This window comes from Mycolicibacterium tusciae (assembly GCF_002086795.1).
GTDB lineage: Bacteria > Actinomycetota > Actinomycetes > Mycobacteriales > Mycobacteriaceae > Mycobacterium > Mycobacterium tusciae.
In genome coordinates this window covers 64,371-89,321 of record NZ_MVIM01000021.1, presented here as the reverse complement: position 1 = coordinate 89,321, position 24,951 = coordinate 64,371, and the positions used below count along the sequence as shown (strand labels likewise).

29 protein-coding genes and 1 tRNA gene are annotated in these 24,951 nt (G+C 65.4%); 21 read left to right on the top strand and 9 right to left on the bottom strand.

The features are described from left to right. The first annotated feature begins 4 nt into the window (after positions 1 to 4). The gene (ku, locus tag BST47_RS26875; protein WP_083128867.1) at positions 5 to 922 is read left to right on the top strand and encodes a non-homologous end joining protein Ku; all 918 of its coding nucleotides are present in this window, start codon (positions 5 to 7) and stop codon (positions 920 to 922) included. Between the two features lie 3 nt (positions 923 to 925). On the opposite strand, the gene BST47_RS26870 is transcribed toward ku, so the two are convergent. Beyond that, positions 926 to 1,588: a TetR/AcrR family transcriptional regulator gene (locus BST47_RS26870; RefSeq protein WP_083128866.1), complete on the bottom strand. Its 663-nt coding sequence runs from the start codon at positions 1,586 to 1,588 to the stop codon at positions 926 to 928. A 72-nt stretch (positions 1,589 to 1,660) separates the two neighbouring features. Here BST47_RS26870 and BST47_RS26865 point away from each other — a divergent pair, with 72 nt between their 5' ends. The 13 genes from BST47_RS26865 (at position 1,661) to BST47_RS26805 (ending at position 13,350) form a co-directional block, all read left to right on the top strand. Next, positions 1,661 to 2,740 carry a methyltransferase gene (locus tag BST47_RS26865; protein ID WP_083128885.1) on the top strand — a complete coding sequence of 360 codons (1,080 nt, stop codon included), beginning with the start codon at positions 1,661 to 1,663 and terminating at the stop codon, positions 2,738 to 2,740. A gap of 146 nt (positions 2,741 to 2,886) precedes the next feature. Further along, positions 2,887 to 3,678 (top strand): SDR family oxidoreductase, encoded by a 792-nt coding sequence (locus BST47_RS26860; protein WP_083128865.1) that lies wholly within the window; start codon positions 2,887 to 2,889, stop codon positions 3,676 to 3,678. A gap of 10 nt (positions 3,679 to 3,688) precedes the next feature. Continuing rightward, on the top strand, positions 3,689 to 4,765 hold the full coding sequence (locus tag BST47_RS26855; protein ID WP_083128864.1) for an NAD(P)H-dependent amine dehydrogenase family protein: 1,077 nt from the start codon (positions 3,689 to 3,691) through the stop codon (positions 4,763 to 4,765). A gap of 30 nt (positions 4,766 to 4,795) precedes the next feature. Beyond that, positions 4,796 to 5,119, top strand: coding sequence for a hypothetical protein (locus BST47_RS26850; protein WP_083128863.1), 324 nt, complete (start codon positions 4,796 to 4,798; stop codon positions 5,117 to 5,119). Positions 5,120 to 5,277: 158 nt separating this feature from the next. Next, positions 5,278 to 5,523 carry a hypothetical protein gene (locus tag BST47_RS26845; RefSeq protein ID WP_083128862.1) on the top strand — a complete coding sequence of 82 codons (246 nt, stop codon included), beginning with the start codon at positions 5,278 to 5,280 and terminating at the stop codon, positions 5,521 to 5,523. 78 nt (positions 5,524 to 5,601) lie between these two features. After that, complete coding sequence (locus BST47_RS26840) at positions 5,602 to 6,828, top strand: Nramp family divalent metal transporter (protein WP_083128861.1); 1,227 nt, start codon at positions 5,602 to 5,604, stop codon at positions 6,826 to 6,828. Continuing rightward, a complete protein-coding gene (locus BST47_RS26835; RefSeq protein WP_107529102.1) occupies positions 6,828 to 7,892 on the top strand; it encodes a poly-gamma-glutamate hydrolase family protein in 1,065 nt (354 codons plus the stop codon). Before BST47_RS26840 ends, BST47_RS26835 begins: the two co-directional genes overlap by 1 nt. Before the next feature lie 49 nt (positions 7,893 to 7,941). Further along, the gene (locus BST47_RS26830; protein ID WP_083128860.1) at positions 7,942 to 9,240 is read left to right on the top strand and encodes an NAD(P)/FAD-dependent oxidoreductase; all 1,299 of its coding nucleotides are present in this window, start codon (positions 7,942 to 7,944) and stop codon (positions 9,238 to 9,240) included. After that, complete coding sequence (locus tag BST47_RS26825) at positions 9,234 to 9,977, top strand: DUF1365 domain-containing protein (protein ID WP_083128859.1); 744 nt, start codon at positions 9,234 to 9,236, stop codon at positions 9,975 to 9,977. Before BST47_RS26830 ends, BST47_RS26825 begins: the two co-directional genes overlap by 7 nt. Beyond that, complete coding sequence (locus BST47_RS26820; RefSeq protein ID WP_083128858.1) at positions 9,974 to 11,248, top strand: class I SAM-dependent methyltransferase; 1,275 nt, start codon at positions 9,974 to 9,976, stop codon at positions 11,246 to 11,248. The genes BST47_RS26825 and BST47_RS26820 overlap by 4 nt, the downstream gene beginning before the upstream one ends. A 22-nt stretch (positions 11,249 to 11,270) precedes the next feature. Next, entirely contained in the window at positions 11,271 to 12,056 is a 786-nt protein-coding gene (locus BST47_RS26815; RefSeq protein WP_083128857.1) for a DUF1295 domain-containing protein, read from the top strand. Continuing rightward, the gene (locus BST47_RS26810; protein WP_083128856.1) at positions 12,053 to 12,634 is read left to right on the top strand and encodes a sigma-70 family RNA polymerase sigma factor; all 582 of its coding nucleotides are present in this window, start codon (positions 12,053 to 12,055) and stop codon (positions 12,632 to 12,634) included. The genes BST47_RS26815 and BST47_RS26810 overlap by 4 nt, the downstream gene beginning before the upstream one ends. Then, positions 12,631 to 13,350: an anti-sigma factor gene (locus tag BST47_RS26805; protein ID WP_083128855.1), complete on the top strand. Its 720-nt coding sequence runs from the start codon at positions 12,631 to 12,633 to the stop codon at positions 13,348 to 13,350. The genes BST47_RS26810 and BST47_RS26805 overlap by 4 nt, the downstream gene beginning before the upstream one ends. Here the strand turns inward: BST47_RS26805 and BST47_RS26800 are convergent. Further along, the gene (locus tag BST47_RS26800; protein ID WP_083128854.1) at positions 13,347 to 14,447 is read right to left on the bottom strand and encodes a glutamate--cysteine ligase; all 1,101 of its coding nucleotides are present in this window, start codon (positions 14,445 to 14,447) and stop codon (positions 13,347 to 13,349) included. The genes BST47_RS26805 and BST47_RS26800 overlap by 4 nt on opposite strands. Before the next feature lie 173 nt (positions 14,448 to 14,620). Here BST47_RS26800 and BST47_RS26795 point away from each other — a divergent pair, with 173 nt between their 5' ends. Next, entirely contained in the window at positions 14,621 to 15,442 is an 822-nt protein-coding gene (locus BST47_RS26795; protein WP_083128853.1) for a TIGR03621 family F420-dependent LLM class oxidoreductase, read from the top strand. Here BST47_RS26795 and BST47_RS26790 read toward each other — a convergent pair whose 3' ends face one another. The 3 genes from BST47_RS26790 to BST47_RS26780 are packed head-to-tail and all read right to left on the bottom strand — an operon-like array spanning position 15,443 to position 17,024. Then, positions 15,443 to 15,721 (bottom strand): cytochrome C oxidase subunit IV family protein, encoded by a 279-nt coding sequence (locus BST47_RS26790; RefSeq protein WP_083128852.1) that lies wholly within the window; start codon positions 15,719 to 15,721, stop codon positions 15,443 to 15,445. Next, on the bottom strand, positions 15,721 to 16,311 hold the full coding sequence (locus BST47_RS26785; protein ID WP_083128851.1) for a cytochrome c oxidase subunit 3: 591 nt from the start codon (positions 16,309 to 16,311) through the stop codon (positions 15,721 to 15,723). The genes BST47_RS26790 and BST47_RS26785 overlap by 1 nt, the downstream gene beginning before the upstream one ends. Continuing rightward, the gene (locus BST47_RS26780) at positions 16,308 to 17,024 is read right to left on the bottom strand and encodes a hypothetical protein (protein WP_207568707.1); all 717 of its coding nucleotides are present in this window, start codon (positions 17,022 to 17,024) and stop codon (positions 16,308 to 16,310) included. Before BST47_RS26780 ends, BST47_RS26785 begins: the two co-directional genes overlap by 4 nt. A gap of 118 nt (positions 17,025 to 17,142) precedes the next feature. On the opposite strand from BST47_RS26780, the gene BST47_RS26775 reads away from it, so the two are divergent. Continuing rightward, a tRNA-Arg gene (locus BST47_RS26775) sits at positions 17,143 to 17,215 on the top strand. A 7-nt stretch (positions 17,216 to 17,222) separates the two neighbouring features. On the opposite strand, the gene BST47_RS26770 is transcribed toward BST47_RS26775, so the two are convergent. From BST47_RS26770 to BST47_RS26755, 4 genes are all read right to left on the bottom strand, one after another. Continuing rightward, positions 17,223 to 17,684 carry a hypothetical protein gene (locus tag BST47_RS26770; protein WP_083128850.1) on the bottom strand — a complete coding sequence of 154 codons (462 nt, stop codon included), beginning with the start codon at positions 17,682 to 17,684 and terminating at the stop codon, positions 17,223 to 17,225. 130 nt (positions 17,685 to 17,814) lie between these two features. Further along, positions 17,815 to 18,510 (bottom strand): Type 1 glutamine amidotransferase-like domain-containing protein, encoded by a 696-nt coding sequence (locus BST47_RS26765; protein WP_083128849.1) that lies wholly within the window; start codon positions 18,508 to 18,510, stop codon positions 17,815 to 17,817. Next, positions 18,507 to 19,199, bottom strand: coding sequence for a DUF6766 family protein (locus tag BST47_RS26760; RefSeq protein ID WP_083128848.1), 693 nt, complete (start codon positions 19,197 to 19,199; stop codon positions 18,507 to 18,509). The genes BST47_RS26765 and BST47_RS26760 overlap by 4 nt, the downstream gene beginning before the upstream one ends. After that, positions 19,177 to 19,884, bottom strand: coding sequence for a GAF and ANTAR domain-containing protein (locus tag BST47_RS26755; protein WP_083128847.1), 708 nt, complete (start codon positions 19,882 to 19,884; stop codon positions 19,177 to 19,179). Before BST47_RS26755 ends, BST47_RS26760 begins: the two co-directional genes overlap by 23 nt. A gap of 187 nt (positions 19,885 to 20,071) precedes the next feature. Between BST47_RS26755 and BST47_RS26750 the strand changes: the two genes are divergently transcribed. From BST47_RS26750 to BST47_RS26730, 5 genes are all read left to right on the top strand, one after another. After that, on the top strand, positions 20,072 to 21,286 hold the full coding sequence (locus BST47_RS26750; protein WP_083128846.1) for an acetyl-CoA acetyltransferase: 1,215 nt from the start codon (positions 20,072 to 20,074) through the stop codon (positions 21,284 to 21,286). 1 nt (position 21,287) lies between these two features. Further along, on the top strand, positions 21,288 to 22,811 hold the full coding sequence (locus BST47_RS26745) for a carotenoid oxygenase family protein (protein ID WP_083128845.1): 1,524 nt from the start codon (positions 21,288 to 21,290) through the stop codon (positions 22,809 to 22,811). 33 nt (positions 22,812 to 22,844) lie between these two features. Then, positions 22,845 to 23,705 carry a winged helix-turn-helix transcriptional regulator gene (locus tag BST47_RS26740; protein WP_083128882.1) on the top strand — a complete coding sequence of 287 codons (861 nt, stop codon included), beginning with the start codon at positions 22,845 to 22,847 and terminating at the stop codon, positions 23,703 to 23,705. A 104-nt stretch (positions 23,706 to 23,809) separates the two neighbouring features. Further along, positions 23,810 to 24,259, top strand: a complete 450-nt coding sequence (locus BST47_RS26735; protein ID WP_083128844.1) for an Hsp20/alpha crystallin family protein — start codon at positions 23,810 to 23,812, stop codon at positions 24,257 to 24,259. A 108-nt stretch (positions 24,260 to 24,367) separates the two neighbouring features. After that, the gene (locus BST47_RS26730) at positions 24,368 to 24,922 is read left to right on the top strand and encodes a cysteine hydrolase family protein (RefSeq protein ID WP_083128881.1); all 555 of its coding nucleotides are present in this window, start codon (positions 24,368 to 24,370) and stop codon (positions 24,920 to 24,922) included. The last annotated feature ends 29 nt before the right edge of the window (positions 24,923 to 24,951 follow it).

Below are 24,951 nucleotides of genomic sequence, written 5' to 3'. Positions count from 1 at the left end.
GTTTATGCGCTCCATATGGAAGGGTTCAATCGCCTTCGGTCTGGTGAACGTCCCGGTCAAGGTCTACAGCGCGACCGAAGACCACGACGTCAAGTTCCACCAGGTGCACGAGAAGGACAACGGACGCATCCGGTACAAGCGCGTCTGCGAGGTGTGCGGCGAGGTCGTCGAGTTCCGCGACATCGCGAAGGCCTACGAATCCGACGACGGTCAGACGGTGATCATCACCGACGACGACATCGCGACCTTGCCCGAGGAACGCAGCCGTGAGATCGAGGTGCTGGAGTTCGTTCCCGCCAGCGACATCGATCCGATGATGTACGACAAGAGCTACTTCCTCGAACCGGAGGGCAAGTCGTCGAAGTCGTACGTGCTGCTGGCCAAGACGCTGATGGATACCGACCGGGTCGCGATCGTGCACTTCGCGCTGCGGAACAAGACGCGGCTGGCTGCACTGCGGGTGCAGGACTTCTCAAAGCGCGATGTCATGGTGATCCAGACGCTGCTGTGGCCCGACGAGATCCGCGATCCTGACTTCCCGTCGCTCGACACGAAGGTCGACATCAAGCCCGCCGAGCTCAAGATGGCGAGCCAGGTCGTCGAGTCGATGACCGACGACTTCAAGCCCGACCGCTATCACGATGACTACCAGGAACAGCTGCACGAGCTGATTCAGGCCAAACTCGAAGGCGGCGAAGCGTTTACGACCGAGGAGCAGCCGAAGGAGCTCGACGAGACCGAGGACGTCTCGGATCTGCTGGCGAAGCTGGAGGCCAGCGTCAAGGCCCGCCGCGAAGGCGGTTCGGACACCCCTGCCAAGAAGGCGGCGAAGAAGGCCCCGGCCAAGAAGGCGCCCGCGAAAAAAGCGGCGAAGAAAGCGCCCGCCAAGAAGGCGGCCAAGAAAGCCGCCGCCAAGAAGTAGCCGTCATTCGGTCAGAAGTTCTGGACGCAGCAAGAGGCGGGGCAGTGCGTGCGCGAGCCACTGCTCGTATTGGTCCGGCGTCCAGCCCAAATCGGCTGTGTAGATCGAATACAGGTGCGGCGCCTGCACGGTGAACGCCACGTCGGTCGCTTGATCCTCGGACAGGCCGGGCCGCAGCGCCTCCGATCCGATCTGCGAGATCCACACCGAAACCGCGGATCGAATCTGGCGAAGTAGGTCTGTGCGCCTTTCCTCGAGACTGGGATCAGCCGAGGCGGCCCCCTCCATCACCCGCATGAGCCCCGCGACGCGGTCATGCATTTCACGCACGAAATGCGCGGCGGCGGCGAACTGTGAACGATGCTCGGACAGCTCCGCGAGATCGGGCGCGAAATCCATGAGCGGGGCCTCATCGTAATCGCCGGCGACGGCGATCTCGATGGCGCGGAAGAGGACAGCGGCTTTGGAACCGTAGGTCGCATAGATGGTCTGCGCCGACACATCGGCCGCGGTGGCGATCTGATCGATCGTCGTCGGACCGAAACCCTGCTTGACGAACAACTCGGTGGCCGCCTCGATGATGCTGCGTTGGCGGGCTTCGGCGTCGGCGCGCCTGCGGCTGTTGTCGTACCTGCGACGGGGCTTCGATTCGGAAGCTGTTGACACTGATCCTCTACTTCCTTATAGTTCGCTATATCCAATATACGGTGCTCTATCCAAATTAGCATGGAGGCCGCCATGACTACCGTTCCCCCTGGACTCGCGAGAGTCGTCGAGCGCGTAAGGCATCACGTCAATCGACTGCATCTCCGGCTTGCGCCTGCCCCGGTGGCGATGGTGGAACTGATCCTGGCGGCGTGGACGTCGCAGGCGATCCAGGCCGCCGCGCAGCTGGGCGTCGCCGACGCTCTCGCTTCGGGTCCGCTGTCCATCGAGGACTTGGCGCGTCGCGTCGACGCCGACCCCGACGCGCTCCGCAGGCTGTTACGAGCTCTCATCGGACGCGGCGTATTCCGTCAGGACCGCCGTGGCCGCTACGCGCTCAATACTCTTGCCGACACCTTGCGGTCCGACGCGCCGCAGTCCATGGCCGCAGCCGCGAAGTACTACGGCTCGCCACAGCACCGCGAACACTGGAGCATGCTCGTCGACTCGATCCGGACGGGCCAAGCAAGTATCCCGCGGCTACGCGGCAAAGACTTCTTCGAGTACCTCGACGACGAGCCCGAACTCGCTGCGCTGTTCAACGAAACCATGACCAACATTTCGGGTTTGTCCGAGGACTTCGTCGTTGCCGCATACCCCTTCAGCGGCGGCTCGACGATCGTCGATGTGGGGGGTGGACACGGCCGGCTGCTCGCTTCCGTCCTGGCTGCCACGCCTGGGGCCCGCGGTGTGCTCTACGACCTGCCGCAGGTGGTCGCGAACGCGCCTGCGCTGCTGGAGAAAGCGGGAGTAGCCGACCGTGTCCGCATCGACGGCGGGTCGTTCTTCGAGAAGGTCCCGGCCGACGGCGACGTCTACCTCATGAAGCACATCATTCATGATTGGCCTGACGATCAGGCGGTCGAGATCCTTCGCACGGTCCGCGCTTCTGTCGGCTCCGCGGCCCGAGTCGTGTTGGTGGAACTCGTGATTCCCGAACACGACCGCGACTTCATCGGCAAGTGGGCCGATCTGGAGATGTTGCTCGGCGGAAGCGCCCGTGAGCGCAGTGCCGACGAGTATCGCGACCTGCTGCGCCGAAGCGGACTCGAGATGACGCGCGTCATACCGACCGCGTCTCCATACAGCCTTGTCGAGGCGAGAGTCGCTTGAAGTAGCGGTCTGTCGAACGACCGGCACACGGCCCGGCCGCCTACTACCGCCACAGCCCCTGACCAAAGTAGAACGTGTTTCAGAAAGTCCTTACCGGCGCTGTCTAGGCTTGCTAAGGTTCGCCCGGGCGACGGAAGGAAACAATTGTGATACTGGACAGATTTCGGCTGGACGACCACGTCGCGGTGGTGACCGGCGCTGGCCGCGGCCTCGGCGCGGCGATGGCGCTGGCATTCGCGGAAGCCGGGGCTGACGTGGTCATTGCCGCCCGCACGCAATCGCAACTCGAAGAGGTGGCCGAGCAGATCAAGGGTGTCGGTCGCAAAGCCCACGTCGTGGTCGCCGATCTCGCCCACCCTGAGGACACCGCCAAGCTCGCGGGCGAGGCCATCGAGGCCTTCGGCAAACTAGACATCGTCGTGAACAACGTCGGCGGCACCATGCCCAACACATTGCTGACCACCTCTACCAAGGACCTGCGTGACGCCTTCACCTTCAATGTGGCCACCGCGCACGCGCTTACCGTCGCCGCCGTTCCGCTGATGCTCGAGCATTCCGGTGGCGGGAGCATCATCAACATCACGTCGACGATGGGCCGCGAAGCCGGTCGCGGATTCGCCGCATACGGCACCGCCAAGGCCGCGCTCGCGCATTACACCCGGCTCACCGCTTTGGACTTGTGCCCCAAGATTCGCGTCAACGCGATCGCCCCCGGTTCGATCCTCACCTCGGCGCTCGACGTGGTCGCCTCCAACGACGAACTGCGCGCACCGATGGAAAAGGCCACGCCCATGCGCAGATTGGGCCAACCCGAGGACATCGCCGCAGCGGCCGTGTACCTCGCCTCCCCCGCAGGCTCCTACCTGACCGGCAAGACACTCGAGGTCGACGGCGGTCTCACCTTCCCGAACCTCGACCTGCCCATCCCGGATCTGTGAGGAGCAACTCTTGAGTATCAAAGCAGCAGCGATCGGCACCGGCAACGTCGGCCGGCACGCTCTGACCCAGCTGATCAACGATCCGCAGTTCGAGCTGACCGGGGTGTGGGTGTCGTCGGATTCCAAGGCCGGTAAGGACGCCGGAGAGCTTGCCGGACTTGATGTTTCGACGGGAATCACCGCCACGACCGATCTCGACGCCGTTCTGGCGACCAAACCGGACTGTGCGGTGTACACCGCGATGGCCGACAACCGTCTGCCCGAAGCGTTGGAGGACCACCGGCGCATCTTGGCCGCGGGCGTCAACGTGGTCGCCAGCAGCGCGGTGTTCCTCCAATACCCATGGGGTGTGATTCCCGACGAACTCCTCAAACCGATCGAGGATGCGGCGAAGGAGGGCAACGCCAGCATATTTGTTAACGGCATCGACCCTGGGTTCGCCAACGACCTGCTTCCGCTCGCACTGGCCGGAACGTGCCAGAGCATCGAGCAGATCCGGTGCATGGAGATCATCAACTACGACACCTACGACAGCGCCACCGTGATGTTCGACGTGATGGGCTTCGGGCAGTCGCTCGACGACCTTCCGATGCTCTTGCAGCCGGGGGTGCTGAGCCTCGCGTGGGGTTCGGTGGTTCGGCAGCTGGCCGCGGGCATCGGCGTCGAACTGGACGAGGTGACCGAGACCTACGTACGCGAGCCCGCCCCCGAGGATTTCGACATCGCGTCCGGTCATGTCGAGAAGGGCACCGCGGCGGCGCTGCGCTTCGAGGTCCAGGGGAAGAAGGACGGCAAGGTGGCCGTCGTACTCGAACACGTCACTCGGTTGCGCGACGACTTGCGGCCTGACTGGCCGCAGCCGGCGCAGGAGGGCGGCTCCTACCGCATCGAGATCACCGGTGAGCCTTCCTACGCTCTTGACCTCTGCCTCAGCAGTCCCAACGGCGATCACAACCACGCCGGACTGGTCGCAACGGCCGCCCGCGTCGTCAACGCGATCCCCGCCGTGGTCGCCGCGCCGGCCGGCATCAGGACCACCCTCGACCTACCCCTGATCACCGGAAAAGGGTTGTACTCTGTGCAATAAGCCGGGGACACAGTAAAGAAGGGCGCGCCTATGCGGACCACACTTCGAATCCTTACTCCGCTCTTCGCCGCTGCCGGGGCAGCGGCCGCGATCGTGGTCGCCCCCGCGGCCAGCGCCCAACCGGCGCCCGAACCTGCACCTGCACCTGCACCTGCGCCAGCACAGGAACAGCGTCCGCAGGCGTCGGGTCTCCTCCCACAGTGCGTCAACGAGGGCGGCTCCGCAGCCCTCGGCGGCTCCTCGACCGAGTGCGCAACGCCGGGCAATGTGCAGATCAACGACACACCCGCCCAGCAGGAGTACGTCGGTCCGTGGGGTGACATGTGGGGCGAGCCCGGCTTGTTCTTCCCCTGACCGGGGTCTTGGGCACGGCCTAGGAGCCACCCGTGCGAATTGACATTCGCTGTCTGACATTGCTTTCGCAGGGCTTTGGTGGTGGCGGTTTTGGCGAGGGTGGTGGCGGCCACGGCGGCCGCTGACTCCACTTCTCGCGGCCTGAAGGAGGCCCAATCATGTCGTCAAGACTTCGTTATACCGCAACGGTTTTCGCGATGGCAGGCGCATGCGCCGTTGCCCTCGCTCCGGCCGCTGCGGCCGCACCCGAATGCATCAACACCGGCCCGAACACGACACAGTGCCAGACCAACGGCAGCTCACAGATCGTCACCTCACCGCCACCGATCAGCAACGGCGGCGGCTGGGGACCCTACTGGGGAGGCGGCGGCCTGGTCATCAGCCTCGGCGGCTGGGGCTGGTGACGCTGCGCTAGTTTCGCGTCGGCAGAGATTTCGGCTAACCTAACTTTTCTATTCGCCGTTCCGATAGAAGGTGGGTTGGTGGCACAGGACGCTGACGTGCGGTTGCGGCCGAGCTGGTTGCTGCTCGGACCGGCGTTCGTCGCCGCCATCGCCTACGTCGACCCGGGCAATGTCGCCGCCAACGTCAGTGCGGGCGCGCAGTTCGGCTTCCTGCTGGTGTGGGTCATCGTGGTGGCCAACATCATGGCGTGCCTGGTGCAGTACCTGTCGGCGAAGCTCGGTCTCGTGAGCGGTCAGTCGTTGCCCGAAGCCGTCGGCAGCAGGATGCGACGCTCGACTCGGCTGGGCTACTGGCTGCAAGCCGAATTGGTCGCGATGGCAACGGATCTCGCCGAGGTGGTGGGCGGAGCCATCGCGCTGTACCTGCTTTTCGATCTCCCACTGCTCACCGGTGGCGTGATCACCGGAGCCGTCTCGCTGTTGCTCTTGGTGATCAAGGACCGCCGCGGCCAGCAGATGTTCGAGCGGGTCATCACCGGCCTGCTGCTGGTCATCGCAATCGGGTTCTGCACCAGCCTGTTCGTCGCAGCGCCGCCCGCGAGCGAGGCTGCCGCCGGACTGGTGCCGATGTTCGCGGGCACCGAGAGCGTGCTGCTCGCCGCGGCAATGCTCGGAGCGACCGTGATGCCGCACGCGGTCTATCTACACTCCGGTCTCACCCGCGACCGCCACGGTCACCCCGATCCCGGTCCGATGCGCCGGATGCTGCTGCGCGTCACCCGCTGGGACGTCGGAATCGCGATGGTCGTCGCGGGTGCGGTAAACCTCTCGATGCTGCTCGTGGCGGCGACGAACCTGCAGGGCCGCGACAACACCGACTCGATCGAGGGTGCCCACGCCGCGGTCAACGACACACTGGGCCCGACGGTCGCCCTGCTGTTCGCGATCGGACTGCTGGCGTCGGGTCTCGCGTCCTCGTCGGTGGGCGCATATGCAGGCCAGATGATCATGCAGGGCCTGCTCCACGTGTCGATTCCGATGGTGGCCCGACGGCTCATCACCCTGGTGCCCGCACTGGTGATCTTGGCGGTGGGCGTCGATCCGAGCCGCGCGCTAGTGTTGTCCCAGGTGGTGCTGTCGTTCGGTATCCCATTTGCGCTGATTCCTCTGGTGCGGCTTACCAGCGACCGCGCAGTGATGGGCGACGACACCAACCATCGAGTGACCACTGCTCTTGGCTGGCTGGTCGCCGCGTTGATTACAGTGCTGAATGTGGTGCTCATCTATCTCACCATCAAGGGCTGATGCGGCATACCTACTTCGCCTACGGGTCGAACCTGTGCGTTCGGCAGATGGCGCGGCGGTGCCCCGGCGCTGTCGACCCGCGGCCGGCGACGCTGGCCGACCACGACTGGCTGATCAACGAGCGCGGTGTGGCGACCGTCGAACAGTTCGACGGCTCGCAGGTACACGGCGTCGTGTGGCAGCTGACCGATACCGACCTCGCGACCCTCGACAGCGCAGAAGGTGTTCCGGTGCGGTATCGCCGCGACCGCCTCACCGTGCACACCGACGACGGCCCGTACCAGGCGTGGGTGTACATCGATCACCGCGTCGAACCGGGCCCGCCGCGGCCGGGCTATCTCGAACGCGTCGTCGACGGCGCACTGCAGCACGGCCTTCCGCAGCGCTGGATCGACTTCCTGAGGCGATGGGATCCAACCCGGTGGCCCGGGAGCACTGCTAGTTCGAGTTCACCTGCACCACAATCACTTTCGGAGCTACTCGCGGACCCCGGCATCGTCGAAGAACTGACTCTGCGGTCGCGGTTCGGGTTCATGGCCTTCCACGGCGGCGGCCTGGAGCAGATGACCGACGTCATCGCCGAGCGCGCCGCAGATGCCGCCGATGCGTCGCTGTATGTGGTGCGTCACCCCGACCGCTACCCGCACCACCTGTCATCGGCGCGCTATGACCCCGCGGAGTCCGAACGACTGGCCGAGTTCCTCGACCATGTCGACGTGGTGGTGGCGCTGCATGGCTACGGCCGCATCGGTCGCAGCACGCAACTGCTCGCCGGCGGCCGCAACCGCCGACTGGCCGAACATCTCGCGCATCACGTCACCGTGCCGGGGTACCAGGTGGTCACCGACATCGACGCCATACCCCGTGAGCTGCGGGGCCTGCACCCGGACAACCCGGTGAACCGTGTGCGCCGGGGCGGCACACAGCTCGAACTCACGCCGCGGGTGCGGGGCATCAGCCCGCGCAGCCAGCTGCCCGGTGACGACGGCCTCTCCCCCGCGACTTCGACGTTGGTACAGGGGCTGGTCGCGGCGGCGCGTTCCTGGGAATCGTCCCCGACCTAGCGGGTACCACCTCACCCATCCGGAGCGGCCCCCGCTCCGAATACGGGATGTGGAAAGTTTCAGCCCCGCTTCACGCTCCGTAGCCGTCATCGGCAGCGGCGTATCAGGCCTAGTCGCGGCATATGTCCTGGCACAGCGCGACCGCGTGACCCTCTACGAAGCCGACACCCGGCTCGGGGGGCACGCCCACACCCACCAGATCCCCCACACCGACGACGGCCGCACCATCGGCGTCGACTCGGCATTCCTGGTGCACAACGACCGCACCTACCCGACGCTGTGCCGGCTGTTCGACGAACTCGGCATCTCCACCCGCGCAACCGACATGTCGATGTCGGTGCGCGACGACGCGAGCGGTCTCGAATACGCCGGTGCCCGTGGGATCGGCGGGTTGTTCCCGTCGTGGTCATCGCTCACCCGCCCGCGGTACCTCTACATGCTGGTTGAGGTCAAACGATTCCACCGGGCGGCGCTGCGCCTGCTCGAAAGAGGCGAGGATGACGCGACGGTCGGCGAGTTTCTCGACCGCCACGGTTTCTCCGAGTACTTCATCGAGTACTTCATGACGCCGCTGATCGCCGCGGTGTGGTCGGCTCCGCCCGGCCAGTCGCTGAACTATCCGGCCCGCTACCTGTTCGTGTTTCTGGAGCACCACGGGATGCTGTCGGTGTTCGACTCACCGACCTGGCGGACGGTGGTCGGCGGTTCCGTCACGTACGTCGACGCGGTGGCCGAAGTGATCGACGAGGTGCGCCTGGGCGCCGCGGTGCGCTCGGTGGCACGACTGCCCGACGGCGTCGAGGTTTCCGACGCAATCTACGGACCGCGGCGCTACGACGCCGCCGTCATCGCCACCCACCCCGATCAGGCGCTGCTCATGCTCGCCGACCCGACACCAACCGAACGCGCAGTGCTCGGTGCCATCGAGTACAGCATCAACCACGCACAGCTTCACACCGACGAATCGGTGCTGCCCAAAAGCCGACGCGCCAGGGCGTCGTGGAACTACCTGGCCACCTCCGACGACGCATCGGTGATGGTCACCTACGACGTGACGCGACTGATGCGTCTCGGCGGCGGTTCCCGAATCCTGGTGACACTCGGCGGCAGGGACCGCGTCAACCCCGCAAGTGTCCTCACCGAGATGACCTACAGCCATCCGATGTACACACCGACCTCTGTTGCCGCTCAACAACTTTTGCCGACCTTGAACGACGACCGCGTAGTGTTCGCAGGCGCGTACCACGGCTGGGGTTTCCACGAAGACGGTGCGGCCTCCGGATTACGGGCGGCGCAGCGCCTAGGTGTCGATTGGCCGGCCGTCACCCGCGAGGCAGTGGCATGCTGACTCAACCCGCCATCTACCGCACTCGGATCACCCACCTCCGTCGCGCCCCGGTGCATCATTACTTCGAACATCGCGGGTACAGCTGGTACGTCGACGTCGACGCACTACCCAAGCTGCCCCGATGGCTGCGGCCGTTCGCCCGCTTCGACGCACGCGACCACCTCTTCGAATCCGACGGTCCGAATGACACCCTGCGCCAACGCATCGACGCGTTCCTCGCCGACCGGGGTATCGACCTCAACGGCGGCCGTGTCACCGCACTGCTGCAGGCGCGGGTTCTCGGATTCGTCTTCAACCCGCTCAGCCTTTACTGGTGCCACGACGCCGACGGAACGCTGCGCCACGTCATCGCCGAGGTACACAACACCTACGGCGGACGCCATGCCTACCTGCTGCCGCCCGACAGCGACCACCCCACGATCGTCATGAAGAGGCTGTACGTCTCACCGTTCAATGACGTGGACGGCTACTACCTGGTGACCGCCCCACGGCCCGACGAAAACCTCGACGTGCGCATCTCCCTGCACCGCGAGAACCAGCCGGCCTTCGTCGTCACGATGCGTGGAAACCGAAGGCGCGCAGGTGTTGCCGAGATCCTGCGGCTGCAACTGGTCGCGCCGCTGGCTCCTTTGATGGGTGCGATCGGGATTCGGGTACAAGGCATCACTCTCTGGCTGCGGCGAGTCCCGATCGTGCCCCGCGAATCCCACGTCAAGGAAAGAGTCCACCAGTCGTGATCATTGACCTGACCTCCGCCGCCCCGGCGACCATCGATTCGGACAGATGGCCGGCCGTGACACGAGTGCCGGGCGGACCGCTCAGTGCCGCAACGGGCGCGATCGCCGACCGGTTGTTCCGCCGGGCCGTGTCGCGATTGCCGATCCGCGTCGTCTATCCCGACGGAACCGTCATCGGGGCGGCTGACCCCACGCTGCCGACCATGGTCGTGCATCGGCCCGAGGCAATGGTTCGCCGGGTCGGTCGCTACGGGCTCATCGGCTTCGGTGAGTCGTACATGGCCGGCGACTGGAGTTCTACGGATATCGCGTGCCTGCTGACCGAATTCGGCAAGCGGCTGACGGAGCTGATTCCTCCTGTCCTGCAGAGGTTTCGGCCGCTCGCCGTCGTACGCCCACCGCGGTCGCAGTACAACAGCCCTCGGCAGGCGCGGCGCAACATCGCGGACCACTACGACCTGTCGAACCTCATGTTCGCCGAATTCCTCGACAAGACGATGACGTACTCCAGCGCGCTGTTCGAATCCCTTCCCGCCCACGAGTCGAGCCTCGCGGATGCGCAACACAGAAAGATCGAACGGATCCTCGACGCCGCGGGGGTCAAGGCGGGCAGCCGGGTGCTCGAGATCGGCACCGGCTGGGGCGAACTGTGCATCCGCGCCGCTATGCGCGGCGCACGCGTCCGTTCGATCACCTTGTCGGCCGAGCAGCAGCGGCTGGCCCGACAGCGGGTGGCCGAGGCGGGCCTTTCCGACCTGGTTGAGATCGACCTGTGCGACTACCGCGACGTCGAAGGCAGTTATGACGCCGTGCTGTCGATCGAGATGATCGAGGCGGTTGGATACCCGTTCTGGCCCACGTACTTTCAGACTCTCGACCGGCTGGTCGCTCCCGAAGGGCGGGTGGCGATCCAAGCCATCACCATGCCGCACGACCGGATGCTGGCCAGCCGCAACACCTACACCTGGATCCAGAAGTACATTTTCCCCGGCGGTCTGCTGCCCTCGACCGAGGCGATCCTCGGTATCACCGAGTCCACCACCAGGCTGCGCACCGTTGACATGTTCTCGCTGCGGCTGCACTACGCCGAGACGCTTAGGTTGTGGCGGGAACGCTTCGTCGGTCGCCAAGATGCTCTGGCGGAGTTGGGGTTCGACGACGTCTTCCAGCGGATGTGGGAACTCTATCTGGCCTACTCAGAGGCCGGTTTCCGGTCGGGGTACCTCGACGTTTACCAGTGGACATTCGCGCCGTCGGGACGTGCGAGATGACACCGTCCGCCGGAGGCGGGCAATGAATTTCGTCGTCGTCACTACGGCGTCGCTGGCCATCCTGGTCGTCGTTCACACCGTCACTTTCCTGATCGGTCGCCGGATCGGGCGCTACAACGTCGTCGACACCGCCTGGAGTCTGGGATTCGTCGCGGTGGCCGCTGTCGCCGCCGCCCTCGGCACGGGTGACGCGTTCCGACGGGTCCTCCTGCTGGTTCTCGTCGCGGTGTGGGGACTGCGACTGGCGTGGCATATGACGCTGAAATCGGCTGGTAAGGGCGAGGATCCACGCTACCGCGATCTGCTGCGCGGCGACTTCTCGGCGGGCCACGTGATCCGAAAGGTGTTCTTGATCCAGGGGGCGGCGACGTGGTTCGTCTCGTTGCCCGTGCAACTTTCGGCCGTGCTGGGTCCAACCCCGGCGCTGCTGCGGCCGGTGTTCGTCCTGGGTGTGGCCGTGTGGGCGCTCGGCTTGCTGTTCGAGGCCGTCGGCGATCACCAGCTGCGCCGCTTCAAGGCCGACCCAGCCCACCGGGGTGTCATCATGGACCGCGGGCTCTGGGCGTGGACCCGGCATCCGAATTACTTCGGCGACGCATGTGTCTGGTGGGGACTGTGGCTGGCCAGCATCGCGGGCGCGATTTCGCTCGTCACCGTGCTGTCCCCGGTGGTCATGACCTATTTCCTGGTTTACGCCACCGGAGCCCGGCTCACCGAGAAGTACATGGCCAATCGAAACGGCTTCGACGAATACCGTTCGCGTACTTCATTTTTCGTACCGCGTCCACCTAGATCGCGAATACCATGACGCTATTTGCGCCGGTCGATAGGCTACGGCCTGTGACAAGGGACCTCGACGAGCTGCTCCGCCAGGTGGCCCAGCAGGACGTCGACGCGTTCGCGGAGTTCTACGACCAGACACGGGCGCGGGTATTCGGCCTGGTCACCCGTGTTCTGCGCGATCCCGGCTACAGCGAGGAGACCACGCAGGACGTCTACCTGCAGGTATGGCGCACCGCGGATACATACAATCCCGCCGCGGGGTCTCCGATGTCGTGGCTGATGACGCTCGCGCATCGTCGGGCCGTGGACCGGGTGCGTTCTGAGCAGGCCGCCGGTCAGCGCGAGTCCCGCTATGGCGCCGCCAATGTCGAGCCGCCGTCCGACCAGGTCGCCGAGTCGGTGATCCAGAGCGACGAGCACCGCCAGGTGACCGAATGTCTCGGCTCACTGACCGATACTCAGCGAGAGGCCATTCACCTCGCCTATTACGACGGCCTGACCTACGTTCAGGTGTCCGAGCGGCTGTCGGCCAACCTCGCGACGATCAAATCGCGGATGCGCGATGCCATCCGCGGCCTACGCAGGTGTTTGGGGCTGACATGACTCAACCGATAGACGATTTGACCGCCCTGGCGACGCCGTATGCGTTGCACGCGATGCCCGAGGCCGAACGTGCCGACATCGACCGTCGTCTTGCGAGTGCACCGCCCGACGTGGCGCGCGCCTTCGGCGACGAGGTCCGTGCGGTGCGCGAAACCATGGCGGCGATATCGGCCGCCACCGCTGTCGAGCCGCCGGACGAACTTCGCGACCGCGTCCTCGCCGAAATCGGCAGGACACCTGCCGTGCCGGCACCGGTGATCCCGATGAAGCCCCGCGCGAAGCGGTGGCGCACGGCCGTGCTGGCCGCCGCGGCTGCGTTGATCGTCGGACTCGGCGCCCTCGGCGTCGGCCTCGCGCTGCGGCCCCCACCGACGACCGCGGAGCAGATCTTCGCCGCACCGGACGTACGCACCGTTTCCGGCGACATTCCCGGCGGCGGCCGGGCAACGGTCGTCTTCTCCCGCGACAAGGACGCCGGCGTGCTGGTGATGAACAACGTCGCGCCGCCCAAGACCGGCACCGTCTACCAGATGTGGTTGATCAACGACGAGGGGCCGCATTCGGCGGGAACCATGGACGCTCAGGCCATCGCGCCGTCGACCACCGCGGTGCTGCCGGATCTGGACGGGTCGAGCACGCTGGCGTTCACCATCGAGCCGGCCGGCGGTTCACTGATGCCGACCACGGCACCCTTCGCGGCACTGCCACTGACCTAGGTCCCTTCGAGAGTGGCGGCTGCGGCCTCGGCGATCACATCAGCGACGTCGTGACCCCGCCGCCAGGCCCGCAGTTGGCGCATCGCCCCGTTGCCCTCCTCGCCGACGCGGTGCAGTTCGCTGGTGACGAGGTCGTAGTCGCCGACCGCCTCGAGCGCGGACCGCACGTGCTCGACCAGGTTTTCCAACAACGTTCGCGCGGGCGCACACTCGTGCCCCTCGGCCAGGTCGAGCGCTTCACCGTCGAGGCCGTCGCGCGCCGATTTCCAGTAGGCGGCCCGCAGGGCATGAGCTGATATCGGCGGTACCGGTTGGCGCTGCCGCTCGTCGTCCAGCGCCGTCATCACCGCTCCGCGGATCAACGCCGCCAGCAGCACGGTCTCGGCGACCGTGGCCGGCACGTCGGCGACGCGGACCTCGACGGTCGGAAACTTCGCCGACGGCCGCACATCCCAATAGACCATCCCGTCGTCCAGCGCGGCGCCCACGCGGATCAGCATCTGCACGACGGCGTCGTACTCGTCGACTGAATCCAATGCCGGCGGCGGTCCCGCGCTCGGCCACCGCGCCCACAGCACGCTGCGCCAGCTGGCGAAGCCGGTGTTGGTGTTGCGGTAAATCGCCGAATTGGCGCTGAGCGAGAGCAGCAGCGGCAGCCACGGCCGCAGCCGGTTGCTGACCCGGATCGCGGCCTCGCGGCTCGGCACGGCGACATGCACATGGGCACCGCAGATGCCTTGTTCGTGCGCGATCATGCCGTGCCTTTCGGCGATCTTTCGGTAGCGCGGGGTGTCGGTGATCGGGAATTCGTGCGGCACGGTGGGCGGTAGTCCGACGGCCAGCAGCCGGGCGCCGCCGGCTTCGGCGGCCTCAGCCGTGATGCGGCGCAACCTGGACAGCTGGTCGGCGAGTTCGCGGGTTCCGCCGACGACGTCGGAGGTGGTTTCGACCTGGCAGCTGGTCAGCTCGAGCTGTAGCTTCACGCCGCGCTCGGCGGCGTGACCGGCGACCGTCGTGTTGACGGCGACCGGTTCGCCGGTTGCGGGATCGGCGAGCAGGAATTCTTCTTCGACGCCGATGGTGGGATGAGTGGCCATGGTGTGTTCGGGTCTGAAAATTGATCCGGTCCGTCGGAGTCTCGCTCACGACGGACCGGATCGGGGTGACAAGTCCTGAGTTGGCGTGACGTCGGGGTTCGAAGTCAGCGGCAGAATGATGCCCATTGCGGACAGCTGCTAAACCTGGCGCGCAGAACTTCTACGATCAACGGATGGTCAAAGACTTCCGGTTCGGTGTCGGACTGCAGGCCGCACGTCGTCAAAAGTCGGTCCAGGACTGGGCGCGCCGAGCTGAGGGCATGGGGTACGACGTCGTCCACATGGCCGACCACCTCTACACGACGGCGCCGTTCCCGATGATGACGGCCATGGCGATGGCGACCGAGAACCTGCGCGTCGGCACCTTCGTGCTGAACGCCGGCTTCTACCGGCCCGCGCTGCTGGCGCGGGACGTCACTTCGCTGCGTGACCTCAGCGGCGGCCGTTTCGATCTCGGCCTCGGCGCGGGGTACGTCAAAGAGGAGTTCGAGCAAGCCGAGCTGCCGTACCCGACGGCGGGTGAACGCGTCGCGTGGCTGCGTCACGTCACCGAGCACATGAACCAACACGCGGCCGGTGTGCCGATCCTCATCGCGGGCAACGGCGACAAGCTGCTGACCCTCGCCGCGCAGAAGGCGAACATCATCGGGCTGACGGGCGGTCACCCGATCATCGGCGGCGTTGATCCGCTCGCCGACCGCATCGCGTTCGTCCGCGAGGCGGCCGGTGACCGATTCGGTGAGCTGGAGCTGAATCTGTCCGTGATCGCGCTGCCGACCGACAACTCGGGGGTTCCCGACCTGTCGCTCGTGCGGCGATTCCTGCCGGACTTGTCCGAGGAAGAGATGCTGGCGACGCCCGCGGTGTTCTCGGGTACGCCGAGGGACATCGCCGACACCATTCGGCACTTGCGCGACGCTTACGGCGTCACCTACATCACCGTGCAGCAGCAACACGGCGAAGAGTTCGCGAAGGTGATCGCCGAACTCCGCTAGTCACAGCCAGAGGTATAGGCCCGACAGCACCGCCCAGACGGCGAAACAGTAGACCTCGAACAACACGCGCAAGGGTATCGGCGCGTGGCGCAGTTCCATGAAGTCCAGGCCGACGAGGCGCACCTTGATCGCTGCGATGGCCAGGACGACGATCGCCACCATCGAACCCGTGCCGTGGTCGGCGCCGACGGCCCACGAGACGACGGTCGCCGCGACGAGGATCAGCCACGAGAGGCCCGCGCGGTTGCGTACCAGTTGAAACACCGAAGGCCCCTGCATCAGCTCACCAGGTACAGCAGTGCGAACAGGACGATCCACAGCAGGTCGACGAGATGCCAGAAGCACGCGCCACCCTCGACGGCGGCCATCCTGGTAGCGCTGATCTCGTCGCGGCGGGTCTGCGTCAGCAGGAACGCCAGCACGCCGATGCCGACGCACACGTGGAAGAGATGCAGTCCGGTCAGGATGAAGTAGTAGAGGAAGAAGTCATTCGCACCCGGGCCGTGGCCGCTGGTTGCCAGCGAGACATACTCATAGACCTTGAGGCCGACGAAGAGCAAGCCGAACGCGATCGCCGCGGAAACTGCTTGGGCGGCAATCGACTTCGCGCCGCCGCGGATCGCGCCGAGCGCGACCACGATGCAGAGCGAGCTGGTGAGCAGGACCAGGGTGTTCGCGACGCCGACGCCGATGTGCAGCGACGTGCGGGCGACGTCGAACAGGTCGGCCGCCTTGGCCCGTTCCACCATGAAGGTGACGAAGAAGACGCCGAACACGAGCATGTCGCCGAACAGGAACACCCATGTACCGGACTCGGCGGGGATCCGCCGGGCTGAGGGATCCCCCGGCGCCGTCGCAGCCGCCGTCACGGCGTTGCGGCCAACCGGCTTTCGGCGGCTTCCTCCGCCTTGATGGACTTCAGCAGCACGACGGTGGTGCCGATCATCCAGACGATCAAAGCGAGCCCGGGCAGGTAGTAGGAGAACACGCCATCCCATGCGAGCGGGCCGGTACTCATGGCCACCACGACGCAGCCGGGGAGCGACAGCATGGCCACCCACAGGTTGAGGAAGCCGTACCAGCGCGGGAAGGTCGGGGGGTCGCCCTTGTCGGTGAACGACGCGATCGCCAGTGTGAGGTTCTGCATGACGATGGTGCCGACGATGCCGATGAACCACAGCCAGAAGAAGTCGCTGAACGCCTGGGTGATCTCCGGATCACGCTGCCCGGCCCGAAATGCCGCTGCCGCCAACGCCATCAAGGAGAACATCATCGCCGGGGTGAAGATCGCGGCGGCCAGCACCTGGGTCAGGGTGAGCATGCCCCATTGCCCCTCGGCTCGCCGCAGGCGCAGCACGATCACCGCGTGGAAAGGAATGGCGAGCGCGGCTGCGAGCAGTGCGCCGGCAAGCCCGAATCGGACCCAGAGGTTCTCGGTGGTCAGGAAGGCATCGGTCTGCTCGGCCGTGTCCGACGGGGACATCGGCGGAAAGAGTTTTGCGATGCCGGAAAAGCACACGCTGTAAAGGACGATCATCGCGGTCCCACACCATGCGCCCACGCGCTGCAACTTCAGCTCCACGGCTGAAGACGCTACGGTGCAGGGGCCCGATTCGGAAGAAGTTTTGTCAAATTTGCCAAAACGGAGATCTGGGCTGCGCAGGACGAGGCGGTCCCGACCGGTAAGCTTCCTGCGGTCCGCCCCCGTAGCTCAGGGGATAGAGCACGGCTCTCCTAAAGCCGGTGTCGCAGGTTCGAATCCTGCCGGGGGCACAGTTTCTTATTTGGGTGGATTGGTCTCGGCTGGCGTCTCGAAATGCAGCTGGTTTGCCCGCGCCCGGGCCTGTGCGACGTCTGCCTGCTTCCTGGCGTCAGCGGCCAGGGCTCGGGCTGCGGAAGCCAGCGACTCGGCGGCAACCGCTTCCGCCCGAGCGCGCGCTTCGGTGATCATCTGCGGCCATTTGGACCTGCCCGGCAGCCTGAATCGGCCCATGCGCGACCCGAGATTCCACCTCGGGGGCCCGCCCGCAGCCTGCGCCGGGTACTCATCCGGCTTCTGCTGATCCGCGTAATACTCGATCCCGATCAACGCGGCGCCGATGAGCACAAGCAGTGGCACGAAAAACAGAGGGAGCATGGCCACGCCGGCCAGAACGATGATCGTCAGCGGCACCGCGATCGCCCCCACGGCCCACGGATACTGCTCGATGAAACGGAGGGCAGCGGCACGCAGTGTGAACACCCGAGCAGCCCACAGCCTGCGATCCGGCCAACTAAGGGCCCCTCTGGGAAACTCCACGATCCGTTCCTTCACTGAGTGTCGGCCACATCATTGTGACACGTCATGAGGTCGATGGGCCGGATCCGCGAAACTAATGAATTTCCGGGTGGAGCAGTGAGTGCGCGATCCTTCCACGCTCTGAACGGAATTCGTGTGCGGGCCGTCGCAGCGGCTCGATGGTGGCATCCCGATGCACGATGACTCCGCCGCCGGAGGGGATCCCGAGCCCAGCGACTGTTCCGTGGAGCAGATGAATCGTGCGCGCCAGCCGCGGCCATCCGGCGTGCTCGTCATGTGTGTCGACGACCAGGTGGACGAGCCCGAACACCTCGAACGGCGGCGATGCAGACGTCTCGGCGAGACCGTAGCATCCCAGTTGCACCGCGCCGGCTGAAATACCAGCCAGTACAGCACCTTTGGCGTATCGATCCAAGATCACGTCTTTCATGCCGGTTTCTTCGATCGTGGCCCAGCCAAGCTCCACATCGCCCCCCGCGAGGACGATCAACTGTGCACACTCAAGAAACGCGCGGTCGGCTGGACCAAACGAGGAAACGATCATGCGTCGTTCAGCGATTCCGATCGCCGCCATCGCCGCCTCGAAGACTTCGTAGAAATCCATCCTGTCGCCGTTGGAGGCACCTACGTAAGCTGCGCGGATCGAGGTGTTCCGCGCGAAACCGTCGAGGGCCGCGTCGAGAACCAGTCGACCCTTGTGCTTCCAGAACAGCAGCTGACTGTCCGCGAACAGATAGATCGGGTGGAGTGGTGGCGCCGGCTCGGTCAAGCGCTTGTCTCGCGGTGCGGATCGGCGACGGGTTTCGACTCGGCAGACCCGCGCTGCCGCAGGAAGATCGACAGTCCGATGATCGCCGCGACCGCGATGAACTCGCTCTGCCAGTTCTGCATCGACTCGAACCAGAATTGCGCGGTGGTCACGTACCGCCATACCGAGATCACCGGTTGACCGTGCTGAATCTGTTGGCTGTTGAATTCGCTGACGCCGCCCACAGCGTGCAATGTCCACGACGCGAAAAACAACACGAAGAAGGCGATCACCAACGAGTGCTCGTAGACGGCCAACGGCCACCCGCCCCGCCTTACCGGCCACGGTGAATTCCGCTTGTCGGCGTCGCGCGGATCGGCGTCCTGGGGCGCAGGCGTGTGCATCGGTTTCGACTCCGATGAACCCTTCTGGTAGAGCAACGCCGTCAGGACGACGTACATCCCCATCTGAAGGAATTCCGATTCCCAATTCTCGAACGTCGCCTCGACGAAGTGCCCGGTGGTCAGATACTGCAGCACGGAGATATGTTCGCTCGATCCGTGTTCAAGTTGTTCCTCGTTGTAGGTTGCTGCACCGGAAACGACCATGCCCGCGAAGAACACCGCGAAGAAGCCGAGGCATGCCAGCAATAGTCCGTTCTCACGGACCCAGTCCCGCCAAGACCGATCAGCCGCCGTCGCGCGAGTCATTACCGCTCCGAGTATCGATGACCCGTTGAGCAATGTCGGCCAGCCGAGTATTGCTGTCCTGCGAGAGCCTTCTGAGCATCTCGAACGCCCGCACGTCGTCGACGTCGTAGCGCTCCATGATGATGCCCTTGGCCTGACCGATCCGGTCCCTCGTCGAAAGGGCCGACTGCAACTGCTCACCTTGACGACTGGCCAGTATCGCCGCCGCGGCGTGGGCGGCGAGGACAGTGGCGGTTGTCTCGTCCTCGGCGTCGAAGGCGTGCGGCTTGAACGCGAACAAGTTCAGCGCGCCTGCGGTGCGGTCGGCGGTGTACAGCTTGACCGACAGACCGCTGAGGACGCCGAGTTCGACAGCAGCGGGGGCGTACTTCGGCCACCGGCCCTCGGTGCGGAAGTCTTCCGTGCGCACGATCACATCGTCGATCGCGGCCTGCACGCAAGGCCCCTCGTCATACTTCATCTGATAGTCATCGAGCTGGTGAGGCAAGTCCGTTATGCCGGCCAGGGACTCGTACTTGCCGTTCTTGCCCACGAGTAAGACGCCGGCCGTGTCGACTCCCGGGATGAGTTCCTTCGCCGTTGCCGTGACGTCCGACAGCACCTCTTCGACAGTTTTGGGCGACGCGGCAGTACGCGCCAACTCGGCCATACGGCGAGCTAGGTCGTGGTTCCGTGCGTCAGTCATCGCTACAGACTTCCCACTACGACTGGCCATTACACGAACGTTTGCCATCTCACACAACGGGCAGTCCAAGTAGAGGCTCGCGTGGTGGTCGACCTCTACGCATAGCCAAGGTTCCGTCGGTTCAGACCTGAGTGCCGACGGGGCCGTCCTCTAGGGTCACTCTGTTAATTGTAGTAACGTGACCACAATGGGCGCATCCAATGTCTGGATCCTCGGTGGGTATCAGAGCGATTTCGCCCGCAACCTCAGCCGGGAGGGACAAGATTTCGCAGGCTTGACCAGTGAAGTCGTGGACTCGACCCTCACCGCCGCGAAGGTCGCCGCATCCGACATAGAGGTCGTCCACCTGGGCAACGCCTTCGGCGAGATGTTCGCCAGGCAGGGTCACCTCGGCGCCATGCCCGCCACCGTCAACAACGGTTTGTGGGACACACCCGCCTCGAGGCACGAGGCCGCGTGCGCCTCGGGCAGTGTCGCGACACTGGCGGCTATCGCGGATCTCCGTTCGGGCGCATACCGAACCGCACTGGTGCTCGGCGTCGAGCTGGAGAAGACGGTGCACGGCGACACCGCCGCCCAGTATCTCGGTGCGGCCGCGTGGACCGACCACGAGGGCACCGACGCCAAATTCATGTGGCCGCACATGTTCGACAAGCTGGCCGCCGAGTACGACCGCCGCTACGGCATCGACGACGCCCACCTGCGGGCCATCGCCCAAGTCAACTTCGCCAACGCGCGCAACAATCCCAATGCGCAGACGCGAGGGTGGGCGGTTCCGGACCCGATCACGGCCGATGACGACACGAACCCCGTCATCGACGGGCGTATCCGTCGCTTCGACTGCAGCCAGATGACCGACGGGGCCGCGGGCATCGTCCTCGTCACCGACGATTGGCTGCGCGATCACCCCGCCGCACGTCCGCTCGGACGAATCGACGGCTGGGGCCACCGCACCGTCGGCCTCGGCCTGCAGCAGAAACTCGACCATTCGGCCGACCACCCCTACGTGTTGCCCCACGTGCGCACGGCGGTGCTCGACGCGTTCGACCGGGCGCGCGTCACCCTCGATGACGTCGACGGCTTCGAGGTGCACGACTGCTTCACGCCCAGCGAATATCTCGCGATCGACCACATCGGCCTCACCGGACCCGGCGAATCGTGGAAAGCCATCGAGAACGGCGAGATCGAGATGGGTGCGCTGCTGCCGATCAACCCCAGCGGAGGCCTGATCGGCGGCGGGCATCCCGTCGGCGCGTCCGGTGTGCGCATGCTGTTGGACGCCGCTAAACAAGTCAGCGGCGGCGCGGGCGACTACCAGGTCGAAGGCGCAAAGACGTTCGGCACCTTGAACTTCGGCGGAAGCACCGCCACCACCGTCAGTTTCGTCGTGAGTGGAGTGTGAGATGAGTGTGAACGTGGAGGTCGTCGGGAAGTTTCTGTCGACGCTGCCGGAGGACGACGACCATCCGTACCGCACCGGACCGTGGCGTCCGCAGACCACCGAGTGGGATGCCGACGATCTGCAGGCGGTCGAGGGCGAGATTCCGCACGACCTCGATGGCGTGTACCTGCGCAACACCGAGAACCCTCTGCACCCCGCGCTGAAGTTCTACCACCCGTTCGACGGCGACGGCATGGTGCACGTCGTCGGATTCCGTGACGGAAAGGCGTTCTACCGCAACAGGTTCGTGCGTACCGACGGTTTCGACGCGGAGAACGAGGAGGGCGGCCCGTTGTGGCCGGGCCTCGCCGAACCGATCCAGCTCGCCAAGCGCGACTACGGTTGGGGCGCACGGACGCTGATGAAGGACGCGTCGAGTACCGATGTGATCGTGCACCGCGGCACGGCGTTGACGAGCCACTACCAGTGCGGCGACATGTACCGCATCGATCCCTGCACTGGAAACACGTTGGGTAAAGAGGACTTCAACGGCGGGTTCCCGTTCGACTGGGGGGTTTCGGCGCACCCTAAGGTCGACGACCGCACCGGCGAGTTGCTGTTCTTCACCTACAGCAAGGAAGCGCCGTACATGCGCTACGGCGTGGTCGACGCCGCCAATGATCTGGTGCATTTCACCGATATCCCGCTTCCCGGACCGCGACTCCCCCATGACATGGCGTTCACCGAAAACTGTGCGATCCTCAACGACTTTCCGCTGTTCTGGGATCCGAAGCTGCTGCAGGCCGGCGTCCACCTACCCGGTTTTCACCGAGACATGCCGTCCCGGTTCGCGGTCATCCCCCGCCGCGGTGGCGCCGAGGAGATCCGGTGGTTCGAGGCCGAGCCAACCTTCGTCCTGCATTGGGTCAACGCCTACGAGGACGGCGACGAGATCGTCCTCGACGGCTTCTTCGAAGGTGATCCCGCGCCGGTCGACACCCTCACCGGAGACAAGTACAAGAAGGCGTTCCGGTATCTCGCCCTCGACGGGTTGCAGACCAACCTTCATCGTTGGCGCTTCAACCTGGCCACCGGCCAGACGCGGGAAGAACGCCTGTCGGATTCCACGACCGAGTTCGGCATGATCAACGGCGGCTACGCGGGCGGCCAGTATCGATACACGTATGCCGCAACGGGTAAACCGGGATGGTTCCTGTTCGACGGCTTGGTGAAGCACGACGTCGCGACGGGCGCCGAGGAACGTTTCGCATTCGACGACGGCGTGTACGGCAGCGAGACCGCGATGGCGCCGCGGGTGGGGAGCAGCGCCGAGGACGACGGTTACCTCGTGACGCTGACGACCGACATGAATGCCGACGCTTCGTACTGCCTGGTGTTCGACGCGGCCCGGGTCGCCGACGGCCCGGTGTGCAAACTCGCACTACCGGAACGAATTTCCAGCGGCACCCACTCGACATGGGCACGTGGTTCGGAGCTGCGGCGCTGGCGAGACACCGACACCGCGGCCGGCGCGATCGGCCTGTAGGTGACCGAGCCGGACCCCAACGCCGTTGCGCGCATGTTGGGGCTTCTCGGCGACGAGTGGACTCTGCTCGTCGTCCAGCAGGCGCTCCTCGGGGCGACGCGCTTCGGCGACTTCCGCGCCCGGCTACCCATTTCGAACTCCGTGCTGACGGCACGGCTCCGATTGCTGACCGGTGAAGCGCTGCTCGAAAGCCTTCCTTACCAATCGAATCCACCGCGTTCGGAATACGTCATCACCGAACGCTCCCGATCGCTGTGGCCGGTGCTGCTGTCGATCTGGGAGTGGGAACGCCATTGGGTTCCCGACCACGACGATCCCCTGCCCGGCATGCGTCACGCATCGTGCGGCGGCGACTTCGCACCGGTGGTCACCTGCGGCTCGTGCGCAGAGGCGGCGAGCGAGAAGGACGTCGTCGCACAGTGGGGTCCGAGCGGCTCATGGTCGCGGTCGATTCCGGTGGCGGCGACGCGACGACGGTCGGCGTCCGATCAGTCCGCAGGGTTGTTCCCTCAGACGATGAGCGTCATGGGCAACCGATGGGGATTCGCGCTGTTGGTCGCCGCGTTTGTGGGGATGAGTCGGTTCACCGATTTTCAGACGCAGCTGGGCGCACCCCCGGGCTCGATCGCCGACCGGCTGGCGATCTTCACGGCCAACGGGGTGTTCGAGATGTCCGACAACCGATACCGCCTGACCGAGAAGGGCCGGGCGCTGTTTCCGGTCCTGGTGACCGCCCTGCAGTGGGCGCAGCGCTGGTACCAGTCAGCCGAGGGGCCGGCGGTGGCCCTCGTCCACACAGCGTGTGGCCGCCGATTCGTACCGGTCCTGACCTGCGATCAGTGCTCCGAACCACTGCGCGGCGCGCATGTCGCCGCGGTCGAGAAAAACAGCTGAAACTTCTGGCACTCTCGACATGCGAGTGCTAATCTCGCAGGTGCACAGTGATTTGGTCGCCCGCCAGGGTGGCGGGCTCTGAACGATTGAGGAGGTGGATTGCTGTGCTGCGTTTTGATCCGTTCAGTGACCTTGATGCCTTGACCCGGGGCTTGCTGACGAGCCAGACCGGATCGAATCGGACCCCTCGGTTCATGCCGATGGACCTCTGCAAGATCGATGATCATTACGTCCTGACCGCCGACCTGCCCGGTATCGATCCCGGTTCGGTCGATGTCGACGTCGACAGCGGCACCCTCACGATTTCCGCGCACCGCACTGCCCGTTCAGAGGACGCCGTCCAGTGGCTGGCGAACGAGCGGTTCTTCGGCACCTACCGCAGGCAGCTTTCCCTCGGGGAAGGCATCGATGCATCGGCGATTTCGGCGACCTACGAGAACGGCGTGCTGACCGTGACCATCCCGGTCGCCGAGCGCGCGAAGCCGCGCAAGATCGAGGTCGCCCATAGCGGCAGACAACAGTCGATCGAGCCGACAACCGCCGACTCGGAGTAACCGCTACATCGAGACTGCGGGCAGATCGCGATTCAGCTCTTGAGAACGTGATCGGTCCGCGGTCTCGGCGTGCCCGCCGAGTCGGTGTCACTAGGTACCGTCGTCGTCATGACGACGCTCCCCGACCGCCCCAACACCGGCGTTCTCGTGATCGATGTACAGAACGGTGTGGTTGAACAGGCGCACCAACGTGATTCGGTCGTCACCAACATCGGCGCGGTGGTCGACCGGGCGCGGCGAGACGGTGTGCCGGTGGTGTGGGTTCAGCACTCTGACGACAACTTGGCGAGGGGTAGCGAGAGCTGGCAGATCGTTCCCGAACTGGTTCCCAGCGAGAGCGAACCGCGCGTCGAGAAGAACTATGGCGACTCGTTCGAGGACACCACGCTCGAGGACGTGTTGTCGAAACTCGGCGTCGGGCGGCTGGTGGTCGTCGGCGCGGAGACCGATGCCTGCGTGCGCTCCACGCTGCACGGCGCATTCGTGCGGGGATACGACGCCACTCTGGTCAGCGATGCCCACACCACCGGCGATAAGTCGCAGTGGGGTGCACCGCCACCGGAACAGGTCATCGCGCATACGAACCTCTACTGGGAATACCAGAGGGCGCCGGGCCGCGTCGCAGGCACGGTCACCACGGCAGAGGTCGACTTCGGCAACTGAAGTCGGGCGTGCACCGAGGAAATACGACC

Bases quoted from the DNA above. Each gene is read 5' to 3' on its own strand.
- ku (WP_083128867.1), top strand. From the start codon at position 5: ATGCGCTCCATATGGAAGGGTTCAATCGCCTTCGGTCTGGTGAACGTC.
- BST47_RS26865 (WP_083128885.1), top strand. From the start codon at position 1,661: ATGACTACCGTTCCCCCTGGACTCGCGAGAGTCGTCGAGCGCGTAAGG.
- BST47_RS26850 (WP_083128863.1), top strand. From the start codon at position 4,796: ATGCGGACCACACTTCGAATCCTTACTCCGCTCTTCGCCGCTGCCGGG.
- BST47_RS26845 (WP_083128862.1), top strand. From the start codon at position 5,278: ATGTCGTCAAGACTTCGTTATACCGCAACGGTTTTCGCGATGGCAGGC.
- BST47_RS26835 (WP_107529102.1), top strand. From the start codon at position 6,828: ATGCGGCATACCTACTTCGCCTACGGGTCGAACCTGTGCGTTCGGCAG.
- BST47_RS26825 (WP_083128859.1), top strand. From the start codon at position 9,234: ATGCTGACTCAACCCGCCATCTACCGCACTCGGATCACCCACCTCCGT.
- BST47_RS26815 (WP_083128857.1), top strand. From the start codon at position 11,271: ATGAATTTCGTCGTCGTCACTACGGCGTCGCTGGCCATCCTGGTCGTC.
- BST47_RS26810 (WP_083128856.1), top strand. From the start codon at position 12,053: ATGACGCTATTTGCGCCGGTCGATAGGCTACGGCCTGTGACAAGGGAC.
- BST47_RS26805 (WP_083128855.1), top strand. From the start codon at position 12,631: ATGACTCAACCGATAGACGATTTGACCGCCCTGGCGACGCCGTATGCG.
- BST47_RS26800 (WP_083128854.1), bottom strand. From the start codon at position 14,447: ATGGCCACTCATCCCACCATCGGCGTCGAAGAAGAATTCCTGCTCGCC.
- BST47_RS26795 (WP_083128853.1), top strand. From the start codon at position 14,621: ATGGTCAAAGACTTCCGGTTCGGTGTCGGACTGCAGGCCGCACGTCGT.
- BST47_RS26790 (WP_083128852.1), bottom strand. From the start codon at position 15,721: ATGCAGGGGCCTTCGGTGTTTCAACTGGTACGCAACCGCGCGGGCCTC.
- BST47_RS26760 (WP_083128848.1), bottom strand. From the start codon at position 19,199: ATGACTCGCGCGACGGCGGCTGATCGGTCTTGGCGGGACTGGGTCCGT.
- BST47_RS26755 (WP_083128847.1), bottom strand. From the start codon at position 19,884: ATGACTGACGCACGGAACCACGACCTAGCTCGCCGTATGGCCGAGTTG.
- BST47_RS26750 (WP_083128846.1), top strand. From the start codon at position 20,072: ATGGGCGCATCCAATGTCTGGATCCTCGGTGGGTATCAGAGCGATTTC.
- BST47_RS26745 (WP_083128845.1), top strand. From the start codon at position 21,288: ATGAGTGTGAACGTGGAGGTCGTCGGGAAGTTTCTGTCGACGCTGCCG.
- BST47_RS26740 (WP_083128882.1), top strand. From the start codon at position 22,845: ATGTTGGGGCTTCTCGGCGACGAGTGGACTCTGCTCGTCGTCCAGCAG.
- BST47_RS26730 (WP_083128881.1), top strand. From the start codon at position 24,368: ATGACGACGCTCCCCGACCGCCCCAACACCGGCGTTCTCGTGATCGAT.